Below are 23,391 nucleotides of genomic sequence, written 5' to 3'. Positions count from 1 at the left end.
ATCCCGGACACCCCGCCGGTTGGTGTTTTTGCGCCGGCAGGTCTCCTGACTGGTGCGTCATGGCCCAGCTCCAGCCTTCCCGGACAAGGTTATCCAGTGGCATCGATGGAGCAGGCTCGGCACCTACAGTTGCGGGGGCAGTTCCGTTTGGCCCGCGTTAGCGGGCTTGGGATTCCCTATTAATTCCGTGGTGGAAACCGGCGGCCGGCATGGTAGACCATCAGGCAGCCGGGTGAAAACGCTTTTCAGAAGTACTTGAGCCAGGTGATGTCACGCCGACGCGCCTTCAGCCGGGCGAAGCTACGTACCGGCAGGTACAGCGACACGGCGAGCAAGGCGGCGCCCAGCCACACGGCGCCGATGCCGTCGAAGCCAAAGTAATCCCCCTGGTTGTGGCCGAACAGCGCGACGCAGGCCAGGTAAAGCAGCTTCAGCACATACAGGTGCAGCAGGTAGAAAAACATCGGTGCTGCGCCGTAAACCGCCAGGGCGTTGATCCAGCGGGCCTGGCCGGCACGCTCGAAGGCGCGCAACAGCAGCAGGCCACAGCCCAGGGTGAGAGCCAGGAACAGCAAGGACGGCGGATACTTGGTGATGTTGAAGAAGCTCATCAGCGTTTGCGTCAACGTCGGGTACCCGCTCCAGGGTGCCTCGCCGTAGCCGTTGAGCATGCGCAGCACGACAAAACCAAGCAGTGCGATCACCCCGGCCAGCAGCAGGCGGTGCTGGCGTTGGCCTGCGTCGCTGCCACGGGCGAACCAGGGGCCAAGGCCGTAGCCCAAGGCGATGACGCCGATCCAGGGCAGCACGGGGTACGACGTGCGCAGGCGCAGGTTGTCGGAGAATGCCAGCCAGCCACGGTCGTGCAGGATCGCCCACGGCACGTGCAGGGCTGACTCAGCGCCGAAGTGCAGGCTGTCGAGCAGGTTGTGCCCGGCGACGATGATTGCACCCAGGGCGATCAGTACCGCCCGTGGCAACCACACCAGCAGCGACAGGGCGATCATGCTCACGCCAATGGCCCAGATCACTTGCAGGTAGATCACGCTGGGGGGCAGTTGGAAGGTCCAGGCGAAGTTGACGAGGGTGAACTCCAGTGCCACGAGGAACAGCCCGCGTTTGAACAGAAAGGCCGAGACATCGCTACGGCCCTGGTACTTTTCGCCATACAGCCAGGCCGAAAGGCCCGTCAACAGGACGAACACCGGCGCGCACAGGTGGGCCAGGGTACGGCTGAAGAACAACGACGGGTCGGTGACGTCGATGGCCATCGGGTCGCTGACCTGGCGGTGCAGAAAGAAGGTCTCGCGGACGTGGTCCAGGAGCATGAACAGGATGACCAGGCCGCGCAGGGCATCGATGCTCTGCAGGCGCTGGGTAAGCAGGGTGGGGGTGGCGCTGGCGCTAGTCATGGAAGGTCGCTGGTAGGAATGGGTGTCAAATGAAACGTTATCTTATAACTTAAATTGGGTGGCCAGCAATGGGGATTTGGACGGGTGTATGGCGCTGCATAGCCCAAGGCATTCGCTCTCAATGAATTTTTTCGAACTTTCTCCAAAGCGTGTCTCTCGAACCGCTCGTTATCACTGTTTTCACGTCATGGAGACTTCACGCATGTCCGCTCGTCACCTGTTGCGTCACACTTGCCTGCTCGCCTTGATCGCTTCGCCTTTAGCCGCCACCGCCGCGCCCAGTACCGACCCGCTGTTCACCCTCGGCCTGCTGGGTGCCTATAACGACTTCAAATTCGAAGGCGGCAGCGAAACCGACAAGGAACACTTGGGGCAGGGCGGTGTATTCGCCACCTTCGGCAACAAGATGACCGCCGAGTCCGGCTTCATCTACCAGATCGGTGCCGAGGCCAAGTACGGCAAGAAGAATGACAACAAACTCAAGGAAGCCCAGGCCGATCTCGACCTCGGTTGGCGTGCTGCACTGGATGCGCGCAACTTTGTCGATGTGACCGTGGGCGGCGGCTACAGCTGGTCGCGCTTCGAGCCCGAAATCAACGACCTGGACACCAAACTCACGGTCAAGTCGCCCTTCGCCAAGGCGGCCTTGGGTTACAACCATCAGTTCGATGCGTCGACCCTGCGCGTGGAGGTGGGCGCGCGCCACACCCTCGATGGCCGTGCGCGCCTGAAGGTGGATGATTTCGGCAGTGACACCGTGGACCTGAAGGACCGCACCAACCCCTATGCCGAGGTCAGCCTGCTGATGAACCAGCAGGGCGGCATGCCGGTACAGGCGGGGGTCTACTACACCCGCACCGAGTACAAGCTGGATGGCGACTCGCCCGTGGCGGACAACACCAAACTCAAGCGTGATGAGTTTGGCTTCAAAGTCGGCTTGGCGTTCTAAACAGCGATTTGCCAACACCGCGGTTTGTGTAGGAGCAGCCTTGCGCTGCGAAGGGGCCAGTGCAGGCGATGACCGGCATGGTGCATGCGCTGCCTCTTCGCAGCGCAAGGCTGCTCCTACCGTCGGTTAACGCCCCCGGCGGCGCGACACGCGGGCCTCGATGTTCTTGCGCCCGATCAACAGTGGCGGTTTTTCCACCACTGGCTCATCCGCCAGCCACTTGTACATCACTAGGCAATCCACCAAGCCCAGCCGGGCATGCCGGAAAGCCTTGGGCAGGCGGCCGACCGTTTCGAAACCGAGTTTGTGCCACAGCGCCACGGCCACTTCGTTGCTGGCCACGACCGAATTGAACTGCAGCGCCAGAAACCCCTCCTGGCGCGCCAGCTTCTGCGAATGCTCGCACATCATCCGGGCCACGCCACGGCCACGCGCGGCCTCGCAGACCATGTAACCGCAGTTGCCTACGTGGGCCCCGGGGCCGGCAGCATTGGCTTTGAGGTAGTAGGAACCCAGCAGCTCACCGTCGTCCTCTGCTACCCAGGTGCGAAGGGGCATCTCCAGCCACAACTGGCGGGCCTGGTCGAAGTTCAGGGCAGGGTCGAAGGCGTAGGTTTCACGGGCCTGGACAATGGCCTGGAAGGTGGGCCAGAAACGCTCGAAGTCCTCGGGCGTCATGGGGCGGATGTGGATCATGGTGGTTCCTGCAATGGCTGGACCGCCAAGTCTGGGTGGCGCGGCGCCGTCGCGCAAGGGCGGCGACGCCACGCGGGGTCAGTCGTTGGCCTTGCCCACTGCGTCCATGGCGCGTGCCGAGTACACCAATGCGGCGCCAGCGTTCATCGCCACCGCCACGCCAAGGGCTTCGGCAATCTCTTCGCGGCTGGCGCCGTGTTTCACTGCCTGCTGCGAATGCACGGCGATGCAGCCGTCACACCGGGTGGTCACGGCCACCGCGAGGGAGATCAGTTCGCGGGTCTTGGCGTCCAGGTGGTTGGTCTTGGCGCCCGCACCGCTGGCGGTCATGTAGCCGGCCACGGTGTCGGGAGACAACTGCTTGAGATCGCCGATGCCGGCCATCAACTGCTTACGGTAGGCGTCCCAGTCCATCATGCTCATCGTCTTCACCTTGGGGTGGTTGCGAGTGGAGCTTTCAGGCTAGTCGAAAAAGGCGAGGGCATCTGCTGCCTGTACCGACGGCACAGGCAGCGCTGAATCAGATGTAGATGAACACCAGCACCAGTGCAGCCACCACCGCCCATTTTTCCAAGTAGTAGCGCATGCGATTGCGCTTTTTCAGCGCCTTGCCGCGTTCGCGGATCTTGTAGATGCGGGTGAACAGCCGGTTGATGCCACCGGTCTTGTCGTTGGCATCGTTGGGCGCGGCGGCGGCCGCCATCACATTGCGGCTGAACCAGCGGTTGAACGCCGTTGCCCAGCGGTACTTGAGCGGGCGCTCGACATCGCAGAACAGGATGATGCGGTTGTGGTCGGTGGTGTTGGCCGCGTAATGGATGTAGGTTTCGTCGAAGATCACGCCCTCACCGTCGCGCCACGAGTACTTCTCGCCATCCACGTCGATATAGCAATCGTCATCGTTCGGCGTGTCCAGGCCCAGGTGGTAGCGGTAGGAGCCGGCATACGGGTCGCGGTGGCGCACCAGCTTGGCGCCCGGTGGCAGGGTGGCGAACATCGCAGCCTTGACCGTGCCGATGCCTTGCAGCAGTTCGGTGGTGCGTGGGCACAGGGTCATGGCCGAAGGGTGGCTTTCGCCGTACCACTTCAGGTAGAAGCGCTTCCAACCGGTCTTGAAGAATGAGTTAAAACCGACGTCATCGTAATTCTCGGATTTCTTGATTTCACCGACGTGGAGCAACTGCTGGGCCTCGGCACGGATTTCCTGCCAGTGGTCCTGCAGCGGTTGCAGTTCGGGGAAGGCCTCGACCGGCAAGTAGGGCTTGGCCGGGTGCTTGGAAAACAGGTAGAGGAAACTGTTGACCGGGGCCAGGAAGCTGGAGTGGTCGCCCAGCTGGCGAGTCAGCTTGTGGCGAACGCGACCGCGTAGGTGAACATAGGCGATCGACAGAACAAAGAGGAGTACGAGTGCAATTTTCATGGACGTTTACTTGTCGAAAAATGGCCATGCGCCATGGCATAAGCTGGCCAGCATAAACAATCATGGGAGCAGTTTGTACTTATTGTTACGTGACTACCGCGCGACTTAGGTGTAATGGCCTAGCACTTGCGCAAACGTTTCATGTCAAGGAGATCACATGGTTCAGGACGTTCGCCCCAGTGGCGCCCCCTTCAAACGGCTGTTTTTCGCCTTGCCGGTCAGCGATGCCCAGCGCCGTGCCCTGGCCCAGTGGCGGCGCGGTTTGAACCTGCGCACTGGCAAGCCGGTACCTGCCGACAACTTCCATGTGACGCTGCTGTTTCTCGGTGATGTAGACACCGCCTTGCTGCCCTCGATCTGCGCTGCGGTCGATGCGCTCAAGCGCCCGGCTGCGGCGCCGCGCCTGTTGCTCGACCGTTTGCAGGTGTGGCCGCGCGCCAGTGCACTGGTGCTTGAGCCGCAGCAAACGCCGCCGGCCTTGCTGCAACTGGTGTATGGCCTGCAGCAGGCGTTGCTGCCATTGGGGGTGGAGGCGGCGAGCCGTGAATACCGCCCGCACCTGACCTTGTCCAGGGACTACCGCGGCCAGCCGCCGGAGGCCGCCACGGCGCCGGAGTTCTTCCTGGCCGCGCGGCACTTCGCCCTGTATGAATCGCGCAAGGGTGTGTACTGGCCGCTTGCGCAATGGCCGTTGACCGAGTGATGCGTGCTGCGTTTTAAAACTCAGGCGTGTACTTGACCGTCAACATGAAGTTGCGGGGCTCGCCGTAGTTGTTGCTGCCATTGAGCTGGTTGAAGCCGGCAACCCAGTACTTCTTGTCGAACAGGTTGTTGGCGTTGACTGCAAGGTTCACTTCCGGCGTCAGCTGATAGGCCAGGCGCCCGCTCCACACGGTGTAGCCAGGCACGGTGTAGGTGCGTTCGTAGCCCAGGGTGTGGCTTTGGCTGGTGAAGCCCAGGCCGGTGCTCCAGCGTTGGCCGTCCAGTGGCAGGGTGTAGTCGGCCCAAGCGCGCAACATGTGCTTGGGCGTCCACTGGCTGAACACGCGGCCTTCTTCGTCCGGGTCGTCGAGGAACTTGGTGGTGTTGTAGGTGTAGCCGGCAAACAGCTGCAGGCCGCTGAGCACTTCGCCGCTGATCTCGGCCTCGATGCCCTGGCTACGCACCTTGCCCGCCGCAGTGGAACAGTACCAGTCATCACAGGCAAAGCCCGAAGCCACGTCGGTCACCGCACGGTTTTCCTGGTCGTAGCGGAACACCGCCAGCGAGGCATTGACCCGGCCGTCCAGCAATTCGCCCTTAAGGCCGGTTTCGTAGTTGCTGCCGATCACAGGCTTGAGTGGCACGTTGTTGACGGCCCGCTCGGTCTGCGGCACGAACACGTCGGTGTAGCTGGCGTACCAGGCCCACTCGCGGGTCAGGTCGTAGACGAAGCCGGCATACGGGGTGACTTCGCCCGACTCGGTCATGCGGCTGGTGGGGGTGCGGCTGCCGGGGTCGGTGCGGCTGTTGAAGTCGATCGAGTCCCAGCTGTAGTCGAACCAGCTGACCCGCGAGCCGAGGATCAGGGTCAGGTCATCGGTCGGCTTGACTCGCCACACGCCGTAAAGGCCTTTTTGGCGGATGTCATAACTGGCCTTGTTGGAGCGCGCGAGCTTGCCGTCGAACACACTGTCACGGCTAGGCTCGGGGCGGTTGTGGTCGATGTCGAAGAGGGTGTCGCCAGACGCGGCGAAGTTGCGCCAATAGGCGTCGTCCGACGTCAGCTTGGAGTAGTTGCCGCCGACGGTGATTTCATGGGCCAGCGGCCCGGTGTTGAAGTGGCCCACCACATTCATGTCCAGGCCCAGCTTGGTGTTGTGGAAGTCGGTGAGCCAGTCGGCATAGGTGATGCCGCTGCCGTCCGGCGCCACGCCCTGGCCGGTGGACTGCACGCGCTGGTGCGTGGAAGTGTTGACTTCGTCCATGCGCACGGCGGCGGCCTTGAACGCCCAGTCGTCGTTGAAGCGGTGTTCGAGGTCCGCGTAGTAGGTGGTCACGTCGGTTTCGGCACGGTTCCAACGGGCGCCGGTGAAGGTCGAGCGGGGCAGGTCGACCGGCTTGCCGTCGGTATAGCGCGGGATGCCACGCAGCATTGGCCGCGACTGCTGGCGGTTGTAGCTGATGCCGGCACCTACGGTGGTGGCGTCGTTCAGGTCAATGTCCAGCGCACCATACAGGGAGTGGGACTTGCTCCATTGGTAGTCGATGAAGCTGTCGCTCTGGTCCTCGTCGGCCACCATCCGGCCGCGCACGCGGCCGTCGGTGGTCAGCGGGCCGCCAGCGTCCAGTTGCAGGCCGTAGTGGTCCCAGGAGCCGGCCTTGCCGGTGACGGTGACGGTCGGTGTGGCCTGACCGCGTTTGCGCACCAGGTTGATCGCGCCGCCGGGGCTGCCGGTGCCTTGCAACAAGCCCGAGGCGCCGCGCAGGACCTCGATGCGGTCGAAGAACACCAGGTCCTGGGTCGCCCAGTTGCCCAGCGAATAGTTGTTACGCGGGATAGGCACGCCGTCGTACTGCCAGTCGTCGATCTGGAACCCGCGCGATGTCACCACCACGCCTGGGCCGATGCCTTGCGCGCCGACGATCCCGGTGGTGTGGTTGAGCGCCTCCTGCAGGTCGGTGATGCCTTGGTCATCCAGCTGTTTACGGGTAATCACCGTCACCGATTGAGGGATTTCCTTGAGGGTGTGCGTGCCTTTGCCAAGGGTTACCGCGCGGGCGGCGTACGAGCCGCTGCCTTCGCTGGTGGCATCCAGGTAATTGTCGGTGATGCTGGTACTGCCAAGCTCCAGCACGTCGCTCTCTGGGGTTGCCGGGGCGATGCTGAAATGGCCGCTGCTGGTCAGCCGCAATTGCAGGCCGCTGCCGACCAGCGCGGTTTGCATGGCTTGCTCGGCACTCATCTGGCCGACGATTGCCGGCGCCTGCTTGCCGCGTACCAGCTGGGGTTCGAGCGCGATGATGTAGCCGCTCTGGCTGGCAATCCGGTTAAGGGTGGTGGCCAGGCTGGCAGGCGGCAGGTCGAACGCCAGGGTCTGCACCTGGGCATGGGCATTGAGGCTGCTCAGGGCAACGACGAGGGGCAAGGCGCGGGGCCAGAGGTTGAGCACAGAATTCTCCCGAATGAAGTGACTTGTCAGGAGATAGGTGGGACGAGAAACGAAAACCGGACACGCCCGCGAATGATTTTCACAAATATTTTCATTAGCCTTGGCTGGGGCCGATCAACGTCACCCAGGGGCCGAACGGTTCGACCTTGATCGGCAGGGCTTCCGCCAGGGCAGCCAGCGCCTCCTGCGGTTGGTCCAGCGGGAACACGCCTTGCACGCGCATCCCGCGCACCGTCGGGGCCAGCCGTATGTAGCCGCGCTGGTAGGGGCGCAGGGCATCGATGACCGCGTGCAGGGGTTCGTCGAGCACTTCCAGGCGCCCATGCAGCCAGGCGCTGCGTTGCTGCTGCTCGCCGCCCAGTTGCTGGATGCCATCGCTGCGCAGCAGGGCTGCCTGCCCCTGTTGCACGTCTTGCCAGCGGCCATCGCGCAGGCTGGCGCGCACGCTGTGCTCCAGCACCACGACGCGGGTAGCGGCTTGCTCTTGGCTTACCAGAAAGCGGGTGCCCAGCGCCTGCACTTGTCCTTGGGGCGTGCGCACGCGCAGGGGCCGCTGAGGGTCGGCCGCAACCTGAATCACCATTTCGCCACGGCGCAGTATCAGCAGGCGTTGGCTGGCATCGAACTGTAGGTCGACGGCACTGGCGCTGTTGAGGCTCAGGCGGCTGCCATCTGCCAGGGTAAAGCTGCGCCGCTCGCCGCTGGCGGTGTGCAGGTCGGCCAGCCAGTTTTGCGCGCTGTCGCTGCGCCAACCGCTCCACAAGGCGCCTGCGACGACACCCATGCCTGCCAGCGCGCCCAGCACTTCGCGGCGAGAGTGGGTGGGCGTGAGCAGCAGTTGGCGGGCTTCGGCGGCTTGCCCTGGGGCACGTTGGTCCAGCGCGTGCAGCGCCGCAAACGGGCTGCCCAGGCGTTGTTGCAAGCGGTCCCAGGCGCGTTGGTGTGCGGGGTCCTGGCGCAGCCAGTGCGCCAGGCGTTGCAGCAGCGCCTGGTCAGGCGTGCCGGCCTTGAGTGCGACCATCCAGTCGATGGCCTGCTCGCTGATCGGGTCCAGGCGTGTTGCGCTCATGCGTGCACCTCGCACAGGTAGCACTGGCGCAGGGCCTGCTTCATGTGGCGGCTGACGGTGCGTTCGCTGATCTGCAAACGGGCGGCGATGTCGACGTAGCTCATGCCGTCGAGCTGGCTGTACAGGAAGGCGGCCTTGACCATGGCGGGCAAGCCGTCCAGCACCTTGTCGATGGTCACCAGTGCCTCGATCAGCAGCAGTTGCTCTTCGGCAGAAGGGGCGATGGGTTCGGGCAGCAGCGCCAAGCGCTCGAGGTACGCCTGCTCGAGTTGGCGACGGCGGTACCGATCGAAGATCAGCCGACGGGCGATGGTCGAGAGGTAGGCACGTGGTTGCTCGATGCTGTCCGGATCGACGCGTGCGCCCAGCATCTGGCAGAACGCCTCGGCTGCCGTGTCCTCGGCATCGGCGCGATTACGCAGGCGTTTGAAGACATGTTGGAGCAGCCAGCGGTGATGGTCGCTGAAGAAGAAGCCCAGCTTGCGGGTCGATGTGCTGTCCAACGCCTGGTATCCAGTTGTGAGTGTGAATCGTTCTCAATATTAGCTGGGTCGGTTGGTGGGTAGCAATGGGGGGTGAGATGCTGGGTGTGTATGGCTGGGGTTTGATGGTGTGGCGGAAACCGAGCGCCGCGCGGGCGGCGCTCGGTTTCTGCCACACCACAACGCCCCAGCCAGACACCTGACGGCCACCACCAATCAAACCGGCAAACTCTGGTACGCCACTTCATCCCCCGGGCTGCGGTCAAACTGGCGTTTGTACTCGCGGCTGAACTGCGAGGTGCTCTGGTAGCCCACCCGGTGCGCCGTCTGCGCCACTCCCAGGCCCTCGCCGATCAGCATCTGCTGCGCCTTGAGCAGCCGCAGGCGCTTGAGGTATTGCATGGGGGCCATGTCGGTGCAGCGTTTGAAATGCTCATGGAAGGTCGACACGCTCATGTTGGCGCGTGCCGCCAGCGCCTCGACGCTCAAGGGTTCGGTGTAGTGTTCACGCAAGTGGGCGAGGGCGGCGCCGATGCGGGCGAAATGCCCCTGCTGTTCGACCAACGCCCGCAACACGCCGGCTTGCGGGCCGCGTAGCGCGGTATAGAGCACTTCGCGCACCCGCGCCGGGCCGAGCACCTTGGCATCCAGCGGGTCTTGCAGGCAGCTCAGCAGCCGTTCGACGCTTTCGCGCATGGGCGCATCCAGCGCTGCAGAGGTCATGGATTGCGGGGTCTGGGCTTGGACGGCGGCATCCGGTGCCAGGTCCATGCTTTGCACCAATTCACCGAGCACGCTGCGGTCAATGTCCACTGCCACGCCCAACAGCGGCGCCTCGCGGGTGGCGAAGGTTTCGCACATGAACGGCACCGACAACGCCTGGACCAAGTAGTGGCCCGCACCGTACTCCAGGGTGCGCGGCCCCAGCCGCGCGAGTTTGCTGCCCTGGGCCAGGATCATCAGGCTTGGCTCGTAAATTTGTGGGCTGCTGGCGACATAGTGGTCCCAGCTCAGCACTTGCACCTGGGGCAGGTGAGTGGGCACGAAACCCGGGCGCGTGGCGAGGCGGCGGATCAGCGCGCAGAGGGGGGCGTTGGCGTCGACATGGCGGGTGAGCTGCATGGTGAACCTGGGCAGAGAATCAGACAGTTGCATCATCGCAGATTGAAGGTCTAGCGTCAGATGCTTGCGGGTAACTCCGGAGAATCAGGCATGCATGCCGGAGAATCTGCGGTGGGCGAGGCGAGGCAGGGCGCGCAAAATGCGCCGCCTGAATCGTTTCACTTCTCTGCGAGGTCCCGCATGTACACCGCCATCGGTTATGCCGCCCAAACCCCGACCAGCCCTCTGGCTCCCATGACCTTCGAACGCCGCAGCCCGCGCCCGGACGATGTTGCCATCGAGATTCTCTACTGCGGCGTGTGCCACTCCGACATCCACCAGGCGCGCAACGAATGGGGCATCGCCGTGTACCCGTTGATGCCGGGCCACGAGATCATCGGCCGGGTCACCGCGGTGGGCGACAAGGTGTCCGCGCACAAGGTCGGCGACCTGGTAGGCGTCGGTTGCATGGTCGATTCCTGCCGCCACTGTGAGGCGTGCGCCAAGGACCTGGAGCAATATTGCCTGGAAGGCCCGACCATGACCTACGCCACCCCTGACCGGGTCGATGGCAGCAACACCATGGGTGGCTATTCCAGCAGCATCGTCGTCAGCGAGCACTTTGTGGTGCGTATCCCTGCCGGCATGGACCTGCCAAGCGCCGCGCCGATCTTGTGCGCCGGTATCACCACCTATTCGCCGCTCAAGCACCACGGCGTTGGCCCTGGCCACAAGGTAGGCATCCTGGGCATGGGCGGCCTCGGCCACATGGGTATCAAACTGGCCAAGGCGCTGGGCGCGGAAGTGACCTTGTTCACCCGTTCGCCAGCCAAGGCCGAGGAAGCGCGCCGCCAGGGTGCCGACCATGTGATCGTGTCCACCGATGATGAGCAGATGCGCGCCGCGGCAGGTCGCTTCGACTTCCTGCTCGACACCATTCCGGTGCAGCACGACCTCAATCCGTACCTGGAAACCCTCACCTTCGATGGTGTGCATATTCTGGTCGGCCTGATCGAACCGATTGAACCGGCGCTGCACGCGGCCAACCTGGTGCTCAAGCGTCGGGTACTGGCCGGCTCGCTGATCGGCGGCATCGCCGAGACTCAGGAAGTGCTGGATTTCTGTGCGGAGCACGACATCCGTTGCGATATCGAGATGCTCGATATTCGTAATATCAACCAGGCTTACGAGCGGATGATTGCTGGGGATGTGAAGTACCGCTTTGTGATCGACATGGCCACGCTTCAGGGCTGATCGAGTAGTCGACTGTGCTGGCCTCTTTGCGGTCCGACTTGCCCGCGAAGAAGCCAGTGCAGATCTACCAGACCAGCGCCTTGTCCCACCCCTTCCAGAACAACCAGCGCCGCACTTCACCATGCTCGCCGGTACCGATCTGCCACTCAGGCCGCCCACTGCCCAGCGCAATCACCGAGATGAACCCGGCATGGCTCGCCGCTACCAGCGTGCGTCCATCGGCGCTGATGTCCATGGCGCTGATGGTCGACCCCAGGAAGTGCTGCCAATGTTCCGTGCCCTCTTCGCCAAAGGCCCGCAGGTAGCCGTAGGCATCGCCGACGATGTACTCGCCATTGCCTGCGACCCCGGCATACACCCGCGCTCCGTCTTGCAGCAGTGGGGTGCGTGGGTCTTCGCTGTAATAGTCGGTGTCCAGGCCCGCAAGGTCTGCCACGCGTACCCCCAGTGTGCCGCCGTTGTAGAAGTGGCAGGCATTGACGATCAACTGGTCGCCGCTGCGGTTGAACAGGGCGAAGTGCGGGTATTCGCCGCCGGGGCCGATCTGCGCCACTTCCTCCAACTGGTCATTCAGCACCAGGTGGCGGCTGCATTGTTCACCCACCACGATCAGGCGCCCGTCCGGCGACACTGCACCGTGCTCCATGGCCAGGCCCAGGGCAATATCATCCGGGTCGGTGCCTTCGGCCAGTTCCTCGAGAATCTGCGATTGGCGTGGCATCAGCCGGGTGGCACCTTCGGCGGCCAGCAGGTAAATCCCCTCGGCGCTCACCAGCAGCACCCGCTGGCCATCGGCGAAGGGCACCAGGCTGGTGGGTGTGGGTGGCAGGTCGAGCGGCTCGAACGGGTAACCCGCTGGCAGGCCTTCGAGCCCGCTAGGCCAGGCCAGGCGAGCGACCTGTGGGCCGCCCCAGCCATCGGTCACGCGCACGCCCTCGGCGTTGGCCAGGGCAAAGTAGCGGCGCTGCGGGCAGCGCCCGAAGTGCTCGATACCGATGACGGGCGTCACGCCTTGTTGATCGATGCGCACCACCTGGCCCTTTTCATAGGGCATGCCAATGCGCGCGAGCAGGCTGCCGTCGTCCAGCAGCAGGACGCTGCAGATGCCTTGCCCATGCGCATCGAGCAGCGGCACCAGCGGCAGGTGGGCGGGCGGCCAGGCGGCGCGGAAGGCTTGGCGTTGCTGTTCGTCCACCCCCGGCCGGTTGATCGCTTCCAAGGCGGCCTGCCAGGCGTCGAGCAGGTGCTCGGTGGCCGCAGGCTGTGGTTCTTCGAGGTTGTCCCAGCCCTGTGCGCAGCCTTGCGCGACGTAGCGGTTGATGGCTTGGGCGTAGGTGGTGACCGCCTGCTGCCACTGCTGCTGGGGTTGTTGCTTGTCCATGGGCGGATCGGGCTCCTTGTTCCGCTTGCAATTCACATTAAGCGGGCATGTTACTCGCAATGTGCCGCTGGTTGTGAGGCCCGGTATTGACGCGTACCATGCCGGCATTCCTTCCAATAACAAACCCGTGCCCCAGCGCGGCCGATACTTGGCCCCTGACGCGCGTCTTTTCGCCATGCCTGCGGAGAATAGAACCCCACCCATGAACGGACCCCTACCCACCGATGTGCCGCCGACCACCGGTAACGGCAGCTGGCTGAGCGTGATCGCCCTGGCCCTCGCGGCCTTCATCTTCAACACCACCGAGTTTGTCCCGGTAGCGTTGCTCAGCGACATTGGCCGCAGCTTCGACATGAGCACTGCCCAAGTCGGCCTGATGCTGACCATCTATGCCTGGGTCGTGGCCCTGGCTTCGCTGCCGATGATGCTGCTGACCCGCAACATCGAGCGCCGGCGCCTGCTGCTGTTCGTGTTTCTCGTGTTCATCGTCAGCCACCTGTTGTCGTGGCTGTCGCAGAGCTTTGCCATGTTGCTGGTGAGCCGCATCGGCATCGCCTTGGCCCACGCCGTGTTCTGGGCGATTACCGCGTCGCTGGCCGTGCGTGTGGCCCCGCCTGGCCAGCAGGCCAAGGCGCTGGGCCTGCTGGCCACCGGCACGACCTTGGCGATGGTGTTGGGTATCCCGCTGGGCCGTGTGGTGGGTGAAGCCCTGGGCTGGCGCGTGACGTTCCTCAGCATTGCCGGGGTGGCATTGGCCACCATGCTGTGCTTGATGAAGTCGTTGCCGCTGCTGCCCAGCCAGAACTCCGGTTCGCTGCGCAGTTTGCCGATCCTGTTCAAGCGCCCGGCCCTGGTGATCACCTACCTGTTGGTGACGCTGGTGATCACTGCGCAGTTCACCGCCTACAGCTACATCGAACCGTTTGCCCTGCATGTGGCGCAGATCAGCGGTGAGCGCACCACGTTGCTGCTGCTGTTGTTTGGTGGCGCCGGCGTGTTCGGCTCTGTGCTGTTCAGCCGTTACAGCGACCGCTTCCCCCAGGGTTTTCTGGTGGGCTCGATTGGCCTGCTGGCGGCCTGCCTGCTGTTGATGTTGCCGTTGTCGGGCAACTTCTATGCGTTTGCTGTGTTGAGCATGTTCTGGGGCGTGGCGATTTTGAGCTTCAGCCTGTCGCTGCAGTCCAAGACACTGAAGTTGGCGTCCGATGCCACGGACGTGGCCATGGCGTTGTTCTCGGGCATTTACAACATCGGTATTGGTGGCGGGGCATTGCTGGGCAGTATCGTCAGCAGCCAGATGGACGTGGCCGATATCGGCCTGGTCGGAGGCTGTGTCGCGGTTGTCGGGTTGCTGCTGGCGGCGGCCAGTACCCGGCGGTTCCGTGATGCCTTAGGTGGCTGATTTGCCTGTACTGGCCTCTTCGCGGGCAAGTCGGACCGCCGCACCGCCGCTCCCACAGGATCTTCACCGGCCTTGAAAGCAGTGGAATACCGGTGGGAGCGGGCTTGCCCGCGAAGAGGCCGGCAAAGCCAACATCACAATCAACCCAGCAGCGTCGCCCAAGCCGACACCAGCAACACCACCGCCAACCCCCGGTTGAACCACAGCAACCGCGCAGGCACCTGCAACCAGCGTGCACTTCCTACCCCCAGCAGTGCCCAGGCCGTCATGCACGGCAGGGCAATCAGCAGAAACACCAGCGCCAACTGCCACACCGGCAGTGCTGGCGCGGCAAATACCCCGATCACGGCCACGGCCATCATCCATACTTTCGGGTTCACCACTTGCAGCGACGCCGCACTGAGCGCATCCAAAGGCTTGTCTGCGTTGATGTCCAAGGGCTGCCCAGCGCTGCGCAGAATGCGCCACGCCAGCCAACTCAACCACAGCACGCCGGCCCAGCTCATCAACTGCTGGGCCAGTGGATGGCGCAGTAACAGCTCGCCCAGCCCCAGCCCGACCAGCAGCACCACGGCCGCCGCCGCGCCACAGCCGGCCAGGATGGGCGCTACGCTCGCCCGCAAGCCCTGCCGTGCGCCATGTGCCAGGATCAACAGATTGGTCGGCCCGGGGCTGATGCTGGCCACCAGGGCGAAGAGGATGAAAGGCAACAACGTCTGCGACATGGCACAAGGCTCCGAGGGTTCGAAGCGCCATGTTCGCTGCCTGGCTGCAGTCAGTCTGGAAGGTTTGAGCAGCGCCTGCGGTAGTCGGCCGGGGTCAACCGATACGCCCGGCGGAACCAGCGCCCCAAGTGGCTCTGGTCGGCAAAGCCCAGCGCCATGGCCACTTCAGCAGGTGTCTGGCCTTGGCTGAGCAGGCGCCGCGCGCGGGCCAGGCGCAACTGGATCAGGTAGGCGTGCGGGGCCAGGCCGAAGGCGGCTTTGAACGCCCGGGTCAGGCGAAAACGGTCGACGCCGCAGGCCTGGGCCAGGTCTTCCAGGCCGATGTCGCGGTCCAGGTGAGCATGCAGGTAGTCACGCGCCCGCTGCGCGGTCAACGGCAGGCGCGGGTCGGGGTTGACGCGTTTGCGCCAGTGCAGGTGGCGGGTCAGGCAGGCCAGCAGGTCGTCCATGGCGGTCTGGCGGACAATGCGCAGGTCCTGATAGTGCACGCTGTTAAAGGCCAGCGCGGTGGCGCGGGCCAGGCGCTCATCGTGGCACAAGGTATCGGCAAAGCTGGGCAGGCCGGCGCTGTGTGCGTGTTCGAACAAGGACCGCAATTGATCGTCCAGCCAGGCAGGCTCCAGGTACAGCGTCGAGTAGGTGAAGCCTTCCTCGGTCGGTGCAAGGCCGTCGTGGATGTCGCCGGGCTCGAGCAGAAACACCTGGCCCGGCGTGCTGCGATGGCGTACCCGCCGGCAGTTGAACTGCTGGACACCTTGCTCGGTGACGCCGACCAGGAAACTGTCGTGCCAGTGCGGGTCGTAGGCATGCCCGACAAAATGCGCGCGGACCGACTCGATGCCGGTGTCGGCGTCTTGTTTGAGGTCGATCCAGTTGCTCATGGGGGCAGGCCGTGGGGGTAAAACGCTACCTTAGCGCACGCGTGCGGTTCAGTCTGGAACGATTGTGCAGCCCTTGTTCAGCAGCCGCGGCCGCAGGGCCTCGAAGCGTTCGCGCAGCCACAGGTGCAGCTGTGTCACCGCCGGCGTCAGCTGTTTGCGGTGCGGGCAGACCAAGGTGACCGGCGTTGGCTCGCCCAGGTATTCGGGCAGCAGAATCTCCAGTGCGCCCGCCTCGATGTCGGCGCTGACATCCAGCCACGATTTGTAGACGATACCTTCACCGAGCAGCGCCAGGCGGCGGATCACGTCGGCGTCGTCGCTGACCAGCGGCCCACGCACCTGCACGGTGCGGTTACCCACCCGCCATTTGTCATAGACCCGGTTCTGTTGCATGTACAACAGGCAGGCATGTTGCTGCAGGGCCTCCGGCGTCAGTGGCCGGCCGTGGCGCGCGAGGTAGTCGGGGGAGGCGACCAGTACCCGGCGGTTCCAGCTGGCCAGGGGCAGGGCGATGTAGTTGGCATCCTGGTTGAGGCCGTAGCGGATGGCGATGTCCACCGGGTCACGATTGAGGTCGGCCATCTGGTCGGACAGAAAGAAGCGCAGGTGCAGCGCCGGGTGCTCGCGGCGAAAGGCACTCAACCAGGGCAGCAGCATGTTGCGGCCCATGTCCGAAGGGGCTGAAACCTGCAGGGTGCCGCGCAAGGTACTGGCATTACCGTGCAGGTCCTCGCGGCCCTGGCGCAGGCTTTCCAGCACGTTCTGCGCGGTCGGCAAGTACAACTCGCCCGCAGCGGTCAGGCGCAGGCTGCGGGTGGTCCGCGCAAACAGGCGCACGTCCAGCTCGCGTTCCAGGCGTTTGATGGCGGCGGCCACCTGGCCCGGCAGCAGTTCGGCCTCATGGGCGGCGGCGGTGAAGCTGCCCAGCACGCTGCTGCGTACGAACAGTTCAAGGTCAGTGATGCGCAGCATTTTCACTCACAGGATGAAAGTGTTGCTGTAGTTTGCCGGTTTTTCTTATCTGCAGGAAAGATAAGATGCGCGACAAATCCCGTTTCACTGCAGGAGTTGTTGCATGGATACCGTTTCCCTGGCCAAGCGCCGCTACACCACCAAGGCTTACGACGCCTCGCGTCGCATTCCCCAGGCCACCCTCGATGCGTTGCTCGAGCAACTGCGCCATAGCCCATCGTCGGTCAACTCACAGCCTTGGCACTTCATCGTCGCTGACAGCGCCGAAGGCAAGGCCCGGTTGGCCAAGAGTACCCAAGAGCGCTTCGCCTACAACACGCCGAAGATTCTCGATGCGTCCCATGTGATCGTGTTCTGCACCCGTACTGAGATGACCGAGGCCCATTTGGATGCGGTGCTCGCGCAGGAAGCCGCTGATGGCCGTTTTCGCGACGAACAGGCCCGCGCCGGGCAGAACCAGAGCCGTCGTCACTACGTCGACCTGCACCGCTTCGACCAGAAAGACGTGCAGCACTGGATGGAAAAGCAGACCTACCTGGCCTTGGGCACCGCACTGCTTGGCGCTGCGGCACATGGCCTGGATGCGACGCCGATCGAGGGCTTCGACAGCAAGGTGCTGGATGCCGAGCTGGGGCTGCGCGAGCAGGGCTACACCAGTGTGGTGATCATGAGCCTAGGCTATCGGAGCGAGGCTGACTTCAATGCGGGGCTGAGCAAGTCGCGGTTGCCGGCTTCGAAGGTCTTCACTTTCCTGTGATATCGCTGGGGGCCGCTTCGCGCCCCATCGCGGGCAAGCCAGCTCCCACCGGAATTGCGCCGTCTTCAGGACAGTGATGGCCCTGTAGGAGCTGGCTTGCCGGCGATGGGGCGCGAAGCGGCCCCTGACAAGCTCGGCCTCACCACAATGCCATTGAAGCCTGCGCTGTCACCTTGGCAAACACCTCGATGGCCTTGTCCACTTCAGCCTCGGTGCTGAACCGCCCAATGCTCAACCGCACGCTGTTACGTGCCTGGCTTTCATTCAGTCCCAGCGCCAGCAGCACATGCGATGGCGCATTGCTCGCCGAATTACACGCTGACGTGGTCGACAATGCCAGCTCACTGGCCAACGCCGCACTGTTGAAGCCTCGGCTCTCAATACACAGGTTCAAGGTATGCGCAATGCGCTGTGTGTCGCAGCCGTTGAGGCTGACCGCTGGCAAGGCCAGCAACCCATCGCGCAGTCGCCGGGACAGGTGCTCGATGCGCTGGTGCTCGCTGTCCCCCGGCTGGCCGGCGAGGGCAAAAGCGCTGCCCATGCCGACAATCTGGTGGGTCGCCAAGGTGCCGGAACGCAGCCCGTGTTCATGCCCGCCACCGTGCATCTGCGCACGCATCAGTTCGCGCGCGCGCGGCCCGACGTAGAGCGCGCCGATGCCTTTGGGGCCGTAGGCTTTGTGGGCCGAGAACGACATCAGGTCTACCGCCATTGCTGCCAGGTCGATGGCCAGTTTGCCCACCGCCTGCGCGGCGTCCACATGCAACAGCGCACCGTGGGCACGCACACGCTCGCCAATCGCCGCAAAATCGGTCACGGTGCCCAGTTCGTTATTGACCGCCATCAGCGAGACCAGGCGGGTATCGGCCTGCAGTGCCGCCTGCACGGCTTCAGGCTGAATGAGGCCCGAAGCATCCACAGCCAGGCGGGTAACGGCCCAACCTTGGCGCTCCAGTTCAGCGACCGTGTCAAGCACGGCTTTGTGTTCCAGCTGGCTGGTGATCAGGTGGCCGGGCTCGCCAATGCCTTGGGCGATACCCTTCAGCGCAAGGTTGTTGGACTCGGTAGCGCCTGATGTCCACACCAGCTCATCGGCGCGGGCGCCGACGCGTTCGGCGACCTGCTGGCGCGCCTGCTCCACAGCATTGCGGGCTGCTTGGCCATAGGCGTGGCCACTGGATGCGGGGTTACCGAAGTTGGCTTGGCGGCCAAGGCAGGCGAGCATCGTTTCGATGACGCGGTCGTCAACGGGCGTGGTAGCGGCGTAGTCGAAGTAGAGCGGGGCGCTGGGCATGGGGCAGGTCCGTGTCTGTCACGTTGAATTCAGTGATCGTTGCAGTAAGCGTACCCGGCCCTTGGCCAAACATTTTTGCCTTCTGTTTGGCTGATTCGCACCTTTTTGGTAAAAAAATCTATGTATGAAGGCTGGTAGAGAAAATAATTCTCCACCAGGCTGGCATCTGTACCATGGTAGGAACGTCAGGCAGGTTCAAGCGTGCGTTCTTCCTCCGCCACCACCCGTTCGCACAACTCGATGATCTGCTCGCGCATCCAGCGGTTGGCGGGGTCCTGATCCGTGCTTTCATGCCAGTACAGGTGGGTTTCCAGCGCTGGTACATCCACTGGCAATGCCTGGTAGCGCAGTTGATGGCGGCGGGCGAAACGCTCGGGGACGGTCATCACCATGTCGGTCTGCTGCAGCACCTGCGAAGCCATCAGGTAGTGCTGGGAGCGCAAGGCCACCTTGCGTTGCACGCCCATCTTGCCCAGGGCCAGGTCGACATAGCCGAGGCCATTGCGGCGGCTGGAAATATGGATATGGGTCATGCCCAGGTAGCTGTCGAGGGTCAGTTTGCTGTCGGCCAGCGGGTGGCCCTGGCGCAGGGCGCAGACATAGCGGTCTTGCATCAGTTTGACGTGGCGTACCTGTGGGTCGGTGTTCAGCGGGGCGTCGACGGCAAAGTCCAGCCGCCCGGCTGCCAGCTCCTTGGTGGTTTCGCGACGTTTGCACAGGAAGCTCTCGATCAGCACCGAAGGCGCCAGGCGGCGCAGGCGCTGGAACAGCGGCGGCAGGATCACCGCCTCGGTCAGGTCGGTCATGCTGATGCGGAAGGTCTTGTTGGCCTGTTGCGGGTTGAAGATGCGGCTTTCTTGCACCGAGGTGCGCAGCAGGGCAAGGGCGTTGCGCACTGGGCCGATGATGTTCTGCGCCATCGGCGTGGGCACCATGCCTTGTGCGGTGCGCACGAACAGCGGGTCGTTGAAGGTTTCTCGCAGCCGCGACAGGGCATTGGACACCGCCGGTTGGGTGATGCCGACAATTTGCCCGGCGCGGGTCAGGTTGGCTTCGGTGTAGATCGCGTCGAAGACGATGAACAGGTTGAGGTCGACCTTGCTGAGGTTCATGTGCGCCGCTCGTTGTTGGAATTATTGCCCGATCATATATCGGTTATGAATGTTTATACACGCGGAAAATAGACTAGGTGGATGGACGCGTGCTGCTCTAGGCTCTGGCCCATGTCCTACGAACCGTGAAGGTAGCCCCGATGGATTTCGCCTATTCGCCCAAGGTCCAGGCATTGCGTGAGCGCGTCACCGCGTTCATGGATGCCTATGTCTATCCCGCCGAGGCGGTGTTCGAGCGCCAGGTCGCCGAGGGGGATCGCTGGCAGCCCACCGCGATCATGGAAGAGCTCAAGGCCAAGGCCCGCGCCGAGGGGCTGTGGAACCTGTTCTTGCCTGAGTCGGAGTACGGCGCCGGGCTGAGCAACCTGGAATATGCCCCGCTGGCCGAAATCATGGGCCGCTCGCTGCTCGGGCCAGAGCCGTTCAACTGCTCGGCACCGGACACCGGCAACATGGAAGTGCTGGTGCGTTATGGCAGCGAGGCGCAGAAACGCCAGTGGCTTGAGCCCCTGCTGCGCGGGGAGATCCGCTCGGCGTTCGCCATGACCGAGCCGGACGTGGCCTCCTCGGACGCCACCAACATGGCCGCCACCGCTGTGCGTGATGGCGATGAGTGGGTGATCAATGGCCGCAAGTGGTGGACCTCCGGGGCCTGTGACCCACGCTGCAAGGTCATGATCTTCATGGGCCTGTCCGACCCCGAAGGGCCGCGCCATCAGCAGCACTCGATGGTGCTGGTGCCAACCGACGCGCCTGGCGTGAAGATCGTCCGGCCGCTGCCGGTGTTCGGTTACGACGACGCGCCGCATGGCCATGCCGAGGTGTTGTTCGAGAACGTGCGGGTGCCTTACGAGAACGTGATTCTGGGTGAGGGCCGTGGCTTCGAAATCGCCCAGGGTCGCCTCGGCCCAGGCCGCATCCACCACTGCATGCGCTCGGTCGGCATGGCCGAACGGGCCCTGGAATTGATGTGCAAACGCTCCGTGGAGCGCACTGCCTTCGGCCGCCCGCTGGCCCGCCTGGGCGGCAACGTCGACAAGATCGCCGACTCGCGCATGGAAATCGACATGGCCCGCCTGTTGACGCTGAAAGCGGCCTACATGATGGACACGGTCGGCAACAAAGTGGCCCGCAGCGAAATTGCGCAGATAAAAGTAGTGGCGCCGAATGTGGCCTTGAAGGTGATTGACCGGGCGATCCAGATGCATGGTGGCGCCGGGGTGAGCGGTGATTTCCCGCTCGCGTATATGTACGCCATGCAGCGCACCTTGCGCCTGGCCGACGGGCCGGATGAAGTGCATCGGGCGGCGATTGGCAAGTATGAGATTGGCAAGTATGTGCCGGTGGAGATGCTGCGTAGTTCCAAGTGATTTGTAAGCAGATTTCGTAAGTGCTGTAGGAAGTGTCTGGTTTTGACGTTCAGGCACTAAAAGCGCTGTTGCAGCTGTTAGGTTTCGACACCTCACCTATGCACAGAGAGCGTGTCGATGCGTGTCAACCTGGGAGGAAAAGGTCAGGCGGTAGACGGTGATGTCACCACGACGGGCGCTGTTTGCATCGCGACTGATCCCTGCTATTTGAGCGATGGGCGTAGGGTGCTCAGGGAGGGCGACAGGACAACACCCTGTCCCCTCTGCGGCAATGAAGGGACCGTCGCTGAAGGCGTTTTGCATTTCTTCTCTGATGGCCATGCCGTGGCCATGGATGGGGCGCTGGTGAACTGTGGTTGCCCGCCCGGTAGTAACCGAGTCGTAGCACCGCTGGATGTGGCACCGCCACCTCTGCGGACTTTGGCGTCTAACCGCGTAATGTCTATTGTGCCAACCGCGGGTGCTCAAGCAGGCAACTGCTCGCGAGGGTCAGTTACAGCATTGTCGGGGACAATGGAGCCGGGCTTTTATGTGGTTCCCAGAAGCATGTCGTTCTCTCAGGTTCTGCTGCGGTTGGCCGAGCAGGACGCCACGTTACCCATTTCCCGTTTGCAGCGGCTTAATCCTACCTACGATCAAGGATTCAAGGCTGGGGAAATTTTCGTCATTGGTGACCCAGATAATGGCGATGCCTGTACCCGTGAGGAAGCCAAGCTGATGGCTGCCGCTCAGGACGCCCGGCACGCGTTGGCGGCGCTGGATTTTGCCGAATCGGATTTCATGATGAAGCACCAGGCTGATATTGCCGGCTTGCTCAGCAATGCCAGCCAATCGATGGGCGTGGGCAAGGACATGCTGGATCAAGGGTTGAAACAGGTCCGCAACACCTTGAACCAGATCGAGCAATTGCATCAGCGGGAGTTTTTGCGGCATGGGCATTTGAACAGTCGCGAATTCTTCGTCTCGCGGCGTCAGCTGTTGCAGCAGCTGGATGGACAGTTGAAGGCGGCATTGCTTAACAAACAGCTGAACTTGGGGAGTTATGAGCGGCTGAAGAAGAGTCTTAATATTTCGACCAAGAGCCTGGTGCACCATTGGTCGAAAGCGGGTGGGGCGGGGCAGATACCGGGGTATGCGACGCATCTCGATAAAGTGGCGAAACTCTCCAATTACCTCAAACACGGCGGGAATGCTGCAATTGGACTGAGCGGGGCTTCGTCGTACCTCAATGTGAGAGAGGTTTGTCAGGCAGGGAGTACAGAGGCTTGCAGGAAAGCCCGTTTCGTAGAAACAGGAAAATTTAGCGGGGGCGTGGGTGGTGCAATGGTAGGGTCGATACTGGCCACTGCAGCGATTGGCACATTGTGTGTTGGTTTTACCGTAAGCACAGCGGGAGTAGGGGCCCCACTGTGCGGCATTATAGTGGCAGGGGGTAGTGGCCTAGTTGGCAGTAAGCTTGGCGAACTAGCCGGTGAACACACGGGAGAGTTCATATATGAGGTGTCAGGTGACTGATATTCATGCCTGGCCCGCGATGGTAAAGCTGCTGTTAATAGCTGTGCCATGCTTTGTCTGTATGGTGGGTGTTGCTATTAATGTGTACACCACCTTAAGCCGCGATTACCACGTTGTATGCGACTCGATCACTACCAGTCCTTATATGGAAATGCTGAAGGTTACTTGGGGTGCATCCACCTTCAAATGGCGCGTGCTTTTAATGTGTGCGATAGGAGGGCTTGTTATTTTTCCAGGACGAGCCTTGCGTCTTGGACAGTTGAGTCCGGATGAGCTAAAAGCATTTCCACCTAATCTGAGGCTAAGATTTTTAGTGGCTTTATGGCTAACTGCTGTAGGTTTCATCGGGGCCGCAGCCGTCACCTTGGTGCTTGAACTGTCCAAGAGTAATTAACTGACTCCTAAGTTCCATAACCTTTTCGCGGCGTTCTGCCGCGAAGAGGCTCG

General features: G+C 63.0%; 22 protein-coding genes and 1 riboswitch. Of the genes, 8 read left to right on the top strand and 14 right to left on the bottom strand.

Going from position 1 to position 23,391, the window contains the following annotated elements; translation table 11 throughout:
- Positions 1-18 precede the first annotated feature (18 nt).
- A riboswitch (cobalamin riboswitch) is annotated at positions 19-217 on the bottom strand.
- Between the two features lie 28 nt (positions 218-245).
- Entirely contained in the window at positions 246-1,412 is a 1,167-nt protein-coding gene (locus QOS90_RS15685; RefSeq protein WP_085273270.1) for an acetyltransferase domain-containing protein, read from the bottom strand.
- 202 nt (positions 1,413-1,614) lie between these two features.
- Here QOS90_RS15685 and QOS90_RS15680 point away from each other — a divergent pair, with 202 nt between their 5' ends.
- Entirely contained in the window at positions 1,615-2,361 is a 747-nt protein-coding gene (locus QOS90_RS15680; RefSeq protein ID WP_027593833.1) for an outer membrane beta-barrel protein, read from the top strand.
- 126 nt (positions 2,362-2,487) lie between these two features.
- On the opposite strand, the gene QOS90_RS15675 is transcribed toward QOS90_RS15680, so the two are convergent.
- The 3 genes from QOS90_RS15675 to lpxO form a co-directional block, all read right to left on the bottom strand.
- On the bottom strand, positions 2,488-3,057 hold the full coding sequence (locus tag QOS90_RS15675; RefSeq protein WP_027593832.1) for a GNAT family N-acetyltransferase: 570 nt from the start codon (positions 3,055-3,057) through the stop codon (positions 2,488-2,490).
- Positions 3,058-3,135: 78 nt separating this feature from the next.
- Entirely contained in the window at positions 3,136-3,480 is a 345-nt protein-coding gene (locus tag QOS90_RS15670; protein ID WP_085273271.1) for a carboxymuconolactone decarboxylase family protein, read from the bottom strand.
- A 97-nt stretch (positions 3,481-3,577) separates the two neighbouring features.
- Positions 3,578-4,477 (bottom strand): lipid A hydroxylase LpxO, encoded by a 900-nt coding sequence (gene lpxO / locus QOS90_RS15665; RefSeq protein ID WP_085273272.1) that lies wholly within the window; start codon positions 4,475-4,477, stop codon positions 3,578-3,580.
- 157 nt (positions 4,478-4,634) lie between these two features.
- Here lpxO and thpR point away from each other — a divergent pair, with 157 nt between their 5' ends.
- On the top strand, positions 4,635-5,180 hold the full coding sequence (gene thpR, locus QOS90_RS15660) for an RNA 2',3'-cyclic phosphodiesterase (RefSeq protein ID WP_085273273.1): 546 nt from the start codon (positions 4,635-4,637) through the stop codon (positions 5,178-5,180).
- A 13-nt stretch (positions 5,181-5,193) separates the two neighbouring features.
- Here thpR and QOS90_RS15655 read toward each other — a convergent pair whose 3' ends face one another.
- The 4 genes from QOS90_RS15655 to QOS90_RS15640 all read right to left on the bottom strand — a co-directional run bounded on the left by QOS90_RS15655 (position 5,194) and on the right by QOS90_RS15640 (position 10,302).
- Positions 5,194-7,629, bottom strand: a complete 2,436-nt coding sequence (locus tag QOS90_RS15655; RefSeq protein WP_027593828.1) for a TonB-dependent siderophore receptor — start codon at positions 7,627-7,629, stop codon at positions 5,194-5,196.
- 94 nt (positions 7,630-7,723) lie between these two features.
- Positions 7,724-8,698 carry a FecR domain-containing protein gene (locus tag QOS90_RS15650; protein ID WP_085273274.1) on the bottom strand — a complete coding sequence of 325 codons (975 nt, stop codon included), beginning with the start codon at positions 8,696-8,698 and terminating at the stop codon, positions 7,724-7,726.
- On the bottom strand, positions 8,695-9,201 hold the full coding sequence (locus tag QOS90_RS15645) for a sigma-70 family RNA polymerase sigma factor (RefSeq protein WP_027593826.1): 507 nt from the start codon (positions 9,199-9,201) through the stop codon (positions 8,695-8,697). The genes QOS90_RS15650 and QOS90_RS15645 overlap by 4 nt, the downstream gene beginning before the upstream one ends.
- Before the next feature lie 195 nt (positions 9,202-9,396).
- Positions 9,397-10,302, bottom strand: coding sequence for an AraC family transcriptional regulator (locus tag QOS90_RS15640; RefSeq protein WP_085273275.1), 906 nt, complete (start codon positions 10,300-10,302; stop codon positions 9,397-9,399).
- A 180-nt stretch (positions 10,303-10,482) separates the two neighbouring features.
- On the opposite strand from QOS90_RS15640, the gene calA reads away from it, so the two are divergent.
- Positions 10,483-11,535 carry a vanillin reductase gene (calA, locus tag QOS90_RS15635; protein WP_085273276.1) on the top strand — a complete coding sequence of 351 codons (1,053 nt, stop codon included), beginning with the start codon at positions 10,483-10,485 and terminating at the stop codon, positions 11,533-11,535.
- A gap of 64 nt (positions 11,536-11,599) precedes the next feature.
- On the opposite strand, the gene QOS90_RS15630 is transcribed toward calA, so the two are convergent.
- Entirely contained in the window at positions 11,600-12,916 is a 1,317-nt protein-coding gene (locus tag QOS90_RS15630) for a hypothetical protein (RefSeq protein WP_085273277.1), read from the bottom strand.
- Positions 12,917-13,118: 202 nt separating this feature from the next.
- Between QOS90_RS15630 and QOS90_RS15625 the strand changes: the two genes are divergently transcribed.
- A complete protein-coding gene (locus tag QOS90_RS15625; RefSeq protein WP_027593822.1) occupies positions 13,119-14,318 on the top strand; it encodes a sugar transporter in 1,200 nt (399 codons plus the stop codon).
- A 140-nt stretch (positions 14,319-14,458) separates the two neighbouring features.
- Here QOS90_RS15625 and QOS90_RS15620 read toward each other — a convergent pair whose 3' ends face one another.
- The 3 genes from QOS90_RS15620 to QOS90_RS15610 are packed head-to-tail and all read right to left on the bottom strand — an operon-like array spanning position 14,459 to position 16,896.
- The gene (locus QOS90_RS15620; RefSeq protein WP_027593821.1) at positions 14,459-15,043 is read right to left on the bottom strand and encodes a LysE family translocator; all 585 of its coding nucleotides are present in this window, start codon (positions 15,041-15,043) and stop codon (positions 14,459-14,461) included.
- Positions 15,044-15,093: 50 nt separating this feature from the next.
- Entirely contained in the window at positions 15,094-15,924 is an 831-nt protein-coding gene (locus QOS90_RS15615) for an AraC family transcriptional regulator (protein ID WP_027593820.1), read from the bottom strand.
- A 48-nt stretch (positions 15,925-15,972) separates the two neighbouring features.
- Entirely contained in the window at positions 15,973-16,896 is a 924-nt protein-coding gene (locus QOS90_RS15610; protein ID WP_085273278.1) for a LysR family transcriptional regulator, read from the bottom strand.
- Between the two features lie 103 nt (positions 16,897-16,999).
- Here QOS90_RS15610 and nfsB point away from each other — a divergent pair, with 103 nt between their 5' ends.
- Positions 17,000-17,653: an oxygen-insensitive NAD(P)H nitroreductase gene (nfsB, locus tag QOS90_RS15605; RefSeq protein WP_027593818.1), complete on the top strand. Its 654-nt coding sequence runs from the start codon at positions 17,000-17,002 to the stop codon at positions 17,651-17,653.
- A gap of 139 nt (positions 17,654-17,792) precedes the next feature.
- On the opposite strand, the gene QOS90_RS15600 is transcribed toward nfsB, so the two are convergent.
- Both QOS90_RS15600 and QOS90_RS15595 read right to left on the bottom strand, forming a co-directional pair.
- Positions 17,793-18,947 carry a cysteine desulfurase family protein gene (locus QOS90_RS15600; RefSeq protein ID WP_085273279.1) on the bottom strand — a complete coding sequence of 385 codons (1,155 nt, stop codon included), beginning with the start codon at positions 18,945-18,947 and terminating at the stop codon, positions 17,793-17,795.
- Between the two features lie 185 nt (positions 18,948-19,132).
- Entirely contained in the window at positions 19,133-20,059 is a 927-nt protein-coding gene (locus tag QOS90_RS15595) for a LysR family transcriptional regulator (RefSeq protein ID WP_085273280.1), read from the bottom strand.
- Between the two features lie 140 nt (positions 20,060-20,199).
- Here QOS90_RS15595 and QOS90_RS15590 point away from each other — a divergent pair, with 140 nt between their 5' ends.
- The 3 genes from QOS90_RS15590 (at position 20,200) to QOS90_RS15580 (ending at position 23,338) form a co-directional block, all read left to right on the top strand.
- Positions 20,200-21,429, top strand: a complete 1,230-nt coding sequence (locus QOS90_RS15590) for an acyl-CoA dehydrogenase (protein WP_085273281.1) — start codon at positions 20,200-20,202, stop codon at positions 21,427-21,429.
- A 117-nt stretch (positions 21,430-21,546) separates the two neighbouring features.
- Positions 21,547-22,944, top strand: a complete 1,398-nt coding sequence (locus tag QOS90_RS15585; protein WP_027593814.1) for a PAAR domain-containing protein — start codon at positions 21,547-21,549, stop codon at positions 22,942-22,944.
- Positions 22,937-23,338, top strand: coding sequence for a hypothetical protein (locus QOS90_RS15580; protein WP_143491067.1), 402 nt, complete (start codon positions 22,937-22,939; stop codon positions 23,336-23,338). The genes QOS90_RS15585 and QOS90_RS15580 overlap by 8 nt, the downstream gene beginning before the upstream one ends.
- Positions 23,339-23,391: the final 53 nt, after the last annotated feature.

It is taken from the genome of Pseudomonas sp. LAIL14HWK12:I10, assembly GCF_900184205.1.
GTDB lineage: Bacteria > Pseudomonadota > Gammaproteobacteria > Pseudomonadales > Pseudomonadaceae > Aquipseudomonas > Aquipseudomonas kermanshahensis.
Note: the sequence above shows the minus strand (reverse complement) of the source record. Positions and strands in the feature narration are given on the sequence as shown.